Source organism: Saliniramus sp. (assembly GCF_035311605.1).
In the GTDB taxonomy this organism is placed as follows: Bacteria; Pseudomonadota; Alphaproteobacteria; order Rhizobiales; family Beijerinckiaceae; genus Saliniramus.
The window spans coordinates 1-5,064 of the sequence record NZ_DATGCW010000350.1; the positions used below are offsets into that span (position 1 = coordinate 1).

Below are 5,064 nucleotides of genomic sequence, written 5' to 3' on the forward strand. Positions count from 1 at the left end.
GGCTCTTGTCGACCGCTTCCATGATCTGCGCGCGGGAGAGCTCCGCCGGCGAACCGTCATCGCGGAACCAGGTATTCTGCGAGCGCCCGATCACTTTCGTGGCAAGGATGACGTCAGCGCGGTTTTTCCGCTGTGCCATCCAGGAGCCGATGATCTCCTCCGTCGCGCCCTGCGTTTCGGCCTTCGGCGGGATGGGGTAGAGCTCGGCGGCGTCGATGAAATTGATGCCGCGTTCGAAGGCGTAATCCATCTGCGCGTGGCCCTCGGCCTCGCTGTTCTGCTCACCCCAGGTCATGCTGCCGAGGCAGATGGCGCTGACCTGAAGGCCCGTGCGGCCGAGGGGGCGGTATTGCATGCTTGGTTCCTTTGCGGAGGCTTGGCGATTCGATTTGCGCGTGAGCATAGAGTATCATTCCCTCGGCTGTGTAACAGATATGTCGCGAACGGGTGGCGGATCTCATCCCTCTTGCAAAACCGCCGCTGCGGCGGCACAAGTCGCCGCATGCTGCACGTCAATGATCTCACCTACCGGCTCGGCGAGCGCATTCTGCTCGACAACGCTTCCTTCGCGGTGCCCGATGGCGCGCGGGTGGGGATCGTGGGGCGCAATGGCACCGGCAAGACGACGTTGTTTCGCATTCTGCTGGGCGAACTCTCGCCTGAATCCGGCCAGGTCGGCATGCCGAAGGGCCGGCGCATCGGCACCGTGGCGCAGGAAGCGCCGGGCGGGCCGGAGAGCCTGATTGATGTGGTGCTCGCCGCTGATACCGAGCGTGCGCGGCTGATGACCGAGGCCGAGACCGCCGAGGGCGTTCACCGCGCCGAGATCGAGACGCGTCTGACCGATATCGGGGCGTATTCCGCGCCGGCGCGCGCGGCGGCGATCCTGCACGGGCTGGGTTTTGATGCCGAGGCACAGGCGCGACCGTGCGCGTCCTTCTCCGGGGGCTGGCGCATGCGTGTGGCGCTCGCTGCCGTGCTCTTCTCAGAGCCGGATCTGCTGCTGCTCGATGAGCCCACCAACTATCTCGATATCGAAGGCACGCTCTGGCTCTACGATTACCTCGCGCGCTATCCGCATACGGTGCTGGTCATCAGCCACGACCGCGACCTGCTCGATACCTGTGTCGATCACATCCTGCATCTCGATAGCGCGAAGCTGACGCTCTATCGCGGCGGCTATACGTCCTTTGCCCGCCAGCGGGCAGAAAAGCAGATGCTTTTGCAAAAGAGCGCGGCCAAGCAGGAGAGCGAACGCAAGCATCTTCAGAGCTTCGTCGACCGTTTCCGCGCCAAGGCCACCAAGGCGCGTCAGGCGCAATCGCGGCTCAAGCGGCTGGAGAAGCTCCAGCCGATCGTCACCATCACCGAGGAGGCGACGCTTGCCTTCGATCTGCCCAGCCCCGAAAAGCTGCTCTCGCCGCCGCTGATCGCGCTGGAAGGCGCGGCTGCAGGTTACGATGAGAAACCGGTTCTGGACAGGATCAGCCTTTCCATCCTGCCCGACGACCGGATCGCACTGCTCGGCGCCAATGGCAACGGCAAATCAACCTTCTGCAAGTTGATTGGCGGGCGGCTCACACCGATGAAGGGCGATATGGTCGCCTCGTCGAAGATGAAGGTCGCCTACTTTGCCCAGCACCAGCTTGACGAGTTGCGCCCGCAGGCGAGCCCCGTCGCGCATGTGGCCGAGCGCATGCCCGGTGCGCCGGAGGCGAAGATCCGCGCCCGCGCAGCCCGGTTCGGCTTTCCGGGCAACAAGGGCGATACGCCGGTCGAAAAGCTCTCCGGCGGCGAGAAGGCGCGGCTCTTGATGGGGCTCGCGGCGTTTGACGGACCGCATCTGCTGATTCTCGACGAGCCTACCAACCACCTTGATATCGACAGTCGTCAGGCGCTCGTCGAGGCGATCGCCGATTTCAACGGCGCGGTGATCATCGTCAGCCACGACCGTTTTCTGGTCGAGGCCTGCGCGGACCGGCTCTGGCTGATTGGCGGCGGGCGGGTCAAGCCCTTCGACGGGGATATGGAGGATTACCGCAAATTCGTGCTCTCGGGTGGTCTGGAGGAGGCGAGCGGACGTGATGCCCGTCGCGAAGAGCGTCCCGCACGCAACGATGATCGCAAGTCCGCAGCCGAGAAGCGCGCCCGACAGGCGCCTTTGCGCAAGCAGCTCGCGCAGGTCGAGGCACGCATCGAGAAGTTTACCGGCGTGATCGCCAAGATCGACGCGGCCATCGGTGACGGTGAGGCCTTCCGGCGCGATCCGCAGAAAGCCGCCGAGATTTCCCGCATGCGCGGCGAAGCGGCGGAGGCGCTGGAGCGGGCGGAAGAAGAGTGGCTGGAGATTTCGCAGGCGCTCGAGGGCTGATCAGCCGGAATCCGGTTAAACCAGCTTTGCAGATCCGCCGGATACGCATGAGGATTGCCGATGGCGTCGTACGCGGCTACGAATTGCCTGCGAGGCGATGCAACGAGAAGAAGGGCGCAAGGCCGTGGGCAGCAACATATCCGATGATCTGAAATCCGCAGCTCTGGTCTACCACACGCATCCCAAACCTGGGAAGCTGGAGATCCAGCCAACCAAGCCGCTCGGCAACCAGCGCGATCTCGCACTCGCCTATTCGCCCGGCGTGGCGGCGGCCTGCGAGGCGATCGTGGAGGATGCGGACAGGGCGGGCGAACTGACCGCACGGCAGAATCTCGTCGCCGTCGTCTCCAATGGAAGCGCCGTTCTGGGGCTTGGCAATATCGGCCCGCTCGCCTCAAAGCCCGTTATGGAGGGCAAGGCAGTTCTCTTCAAGAAATTCGCCGGGATCGACGTGTTCGACATCGAGATCAAGGCCGATGAAGTGGAACGCATCGTCGATGTCGTCGCCGCGCTGGAGCCGACCTTCGGCGGCATCAATCTCGAGGATATCAAGGCGCCTGAATGCTTCGATGTGGAGGAGCAGCTCAAGGCGCGTATGGATATTCCCGTCTTCCATGACGACCAGCACGGCACCGCGATCATCGTCGGCGCGGCCGTGACCAATGCTATGGTACTCGCCGGCAAGGATCTCTCGCAGATCAAGGTGGTGACCTCCGGCGCCGGCGCTGCCGCGATCGCCTGCCTCAACCTGCTGGTGACGCTCGGCGTGAAGCGCGAGAACATCACCGTCACCGATATCGAGGGCGTGGTCTATCAGGGGCGCGAGGCGCAGATGGATCGCTGGAAAGCCGTCTATGCGCAGGATACGCAGGCGCGCACGCTCGCCGACGTGATCGCGGGCGCGGATGTCTTCCTCGGCCTCTCGGCCGCGGGCGTGCTCAAGCCGCATTTGCTTGAGAAAATGGCCGAGCGGCCGCTGATCATGGCGCTGGCCAATCCCAATCCGGAGATCATGCCGGACGAGGCGCAGGCGGCGCGGCCCGATGCGATGATCTGCACCGGGCGCTCGGATTATCCCAACCAGGTCAACAACGTCCTGTGCTTTCCCTATATCTTCCGCGGGGCGCTTGATGTCGCCGCCACCACCATCAACGAGGAGATGAAGGCGGCTGCGGTCAAGGCGATCGCGGCGCTCGCGCGCGAGGCGCCCTCGGAAGTGGTGGCGCGCGCCTATGGCGGCGAGGCGCGGCCCTTCGGCAAGCAATCGCTGATCCCGAGCCCGTTCGATCCGCGCCTGATCCTGCGCATCGCCCCCGCCGTGGCGCTGGCCGCGATGGAGAGCGGCGTGGCGCGCCGGCCGATTGCCGATGTCGAGGCGTATGAGGATTCGCTGCAACGCTTCGTCTTCCGCTCCGGCTTCCTGATGAAGCCGCTGATCACCAAGGCGCGGGCCGAGCCCAAGCGCGTGATCTATGCCGAGGGCGAGGATGAGCGCGTCCTGCGCGCCGCCCAGGTGCTGCTCGAAGACGGCATCGCCAGACCGATCCTGATCGGGCGTCCCTCGGTCGTCGAGACACGGCTCAAGCGCTTCGGTCTTTCGATCCGCCCGGGCGAGGATTTCGAGCTGGTCAATCCGGAAGACGATCCGCGCTATCGCGATTACGTCGCGACCTATCTCGACGTGGCCGGGCGCAAGGGCATCACCCCCGATGCCGCGCGCACGCTGGTGCGCACCAATTCCACGGTGATCGGTGCCATCGCCGTGCGGCGCGGGGATGCGGATGCGCTGATCTGCGGCCTCGAGGGGCGCTTCGCCTCGCGGCTGCGGCATATCAAGGACATTCTCGGCCTCGCGCCGGGCGTGCGCGAATATTCCGCCATGTCGCTGATGATCACCAACAAGGGCGCCTATTTCCTCGCCGACACCCACGTGCGCCCCGATCCCACTGCCGAGGAGATCGCCGACATGACGGTGGCCTGCGCCGAGCATGTCGCCCGTTTCGGCATCGCGCCGAAGATCGCGCTGGTCTCGCATTCGGATTTCGGCTCCGCCGATACGCCCTCCGCCATGAAGATGCGCGAGGCGCTCCAGATCATCCGCGAGCGCGCGCCCGCGCTCGAAGTTGATGGCGAGATGCAGGCCGATACGGCGCTTTCGCAGATCATCCGCGAGCGGGTGATGCCGCATTCGCGGCTGGAGGGGGAGGCAAATGTGCTGATCATGCCCAATCTCGATGCCGCCAACATTGCCTACCAGCTCACCAAGGGGCTGGCCGATGCGCTGCCTGTCGGCCCGATCCTGATCGGTCCGGCCCGTCCGGCCCATGTGGTGACGCCGTCGGTGACGGCACGCGGCATCGTCAATATTACCGCCATCGCCGTGGTGGAGGCGCAGGCCGCGCCTTGAGCCGCCGTGCCACATGCAAATTTCCCGCAAGCGAAGCCTTGCGGCAGCGTTGACCTTCTTCGCCGCACGGCTTATCTCCCGCTCATCATGTCGCGCAAAGCCATCGTCATATTGCCCGATACCCGCCTGAGGCAGGTCTGCGAGCCCGTCATCGCCATCACGGACGAGATCCGTGATCTGGCGCGCGACATGCTCGATTCGATGTATGCGGCGCGTGGCATCGGCCTCGCGGCGATCCAGATCGGCGTGATGAAGCGCGTCGTGGTCTGCGATCTCGAAAGGGAGA

The 5,064-nt window shown here is 64.9% G+C and carries 4 protein-coding genes; 3 read left to right on the top strand and 1 reads right to left on the bottom strand.

Features of this window, described 5'->3' with window-relative positions:
* On the bottom strand, positions 1-355 hold a 355-nt coding region (locus tag VKP01_RS15455), incomplete at its 3' end, for an aldo/keto reductase (protein ID WP_324413851.1).
* Positions 356-502: 147 nt separating this feature from the next.
* On the opposite strand from VKP01_RS15455, the gene VKP01_RS15460 reads away from it, so the two are divergent.
* The 3 genes from VKP01_RS15460 to VKP01_RS15470 all read left to right on the top strand — a co-directional run.
* Complete coding sequence (locus tag VKP01_RS15460) at positions 503-2,371, top strand: ABC-F family ATP-binding cassette domain-containing protein (protein WP_324413853.1); 1,869 nt, start codon at positions 503-505, stop codon at positions 2,369-2,371.
* 124 nt (positions 2,372-2,495) lie between these two features.
* Complete coding sequence (locus VKP01_RS15465; protein ID WP_324413855.1) at positions 2,496-4,778, top strand: NADP-dependent malic enzyme; 2,283 nt, start codon at positions 2,496-2,498, stop codon at positions 4,776-4,778.
* Between the two features lie 87 nt (positions 4,779-4,865).
* Positions 4,866-5,064 (top strand): peptide deformylase (locus VKP01_RS15470; RefSeq protein ID WP_324413857.1); only part of this gene is annotated, 199 nt, incomplete at its 3' end.